This window comes from Mesorhizobium sp. M1338 (assembly GCF_040318045.1).
In the GTDB taxonomy this organism is placed as follows: domain Bacteria; phylum Pseudomonadota; class Alphaproteobacteria; order Rhizobiales; family Rhizobiaceae; genus Mesorhizobium.
The window spans coordinates 1-705 of the sequence record NZ_JAMYLL010000156.1 but is presented as its reverse complement, the minus strand read 5'-3'; the positions used below and the strand labels follow the sequence as shown (position 1 = coordinate 705).

1 protein-coding gene is annotated in these 705 nt (G+C 61.4%); it reads right to left on the bottom strand.

The features are described from left to right. A partial coding sequence (locus NKH19_RS33435; protein ID WP_352983994.1) for an AMP-binding protein occupies window positions 1–705 on the bottom strand: 705 nt, incomplete at both ends.

Sequence of the window (705 nt, the reverse complement as noted above, 5' to 3'; positions counted from 1 at the left end):
GCTCGCCCACCGCCCCGAATGGAACCGGCGCGCCATGGCCGTCCAGAAGATACACCCGCGTGTTCGCAATCGGACGGCCGATCGGAACGATTGATCCAGCAAAGTCTTTGGGACAACTCCAAACCGTCGCACAAACAGTTGTTTCGGTGGGTCCATAGGCGTTGACGATAGAGGCTGCAGGAAGGCCCCGGATCAGTTCGGCCCTCGGCAACTCCCCAGCAAGAATGACAACTTGCGACGCCAGACCATCCAGATTCTGGCTTCCCTGAAGCAGTGCGGGGGGCAAAGTCGCATGCGTGATGGCTTCGTTTCGAAGGTAATCCGACAGCTTGCCACTTGCTTGACGGATCTCATCCCCAGGAAAATGCAACGCAGCGCCTGAGCCAAACGCCATGACAAGCTCCCAGGTGCTTGCATCAAAGCCGAAGGAGGCGAACTGCACGATCCGGCTGTTTGAATGAACGCCAAAAAGCGCAATTTGCGCCAAGCCCAGATTGACCACCCCCTGATGCTCGACCATGACGCCCTTTGGGGCTCCGGTTGAGCCTGAGGTGTAGATGACATAGGCGAGATGGCGGGGGGTGAGGCCGAGGGCGTAGGGATCGGGATCGGAAGCGGGCAGCCCGGCCCAGGCGGACGTGTCCGTCTCCAGATCGACCACCGTCACAGCGGCCATCGCCGCGGCGCCGAGGGCTTCGCGGCCGG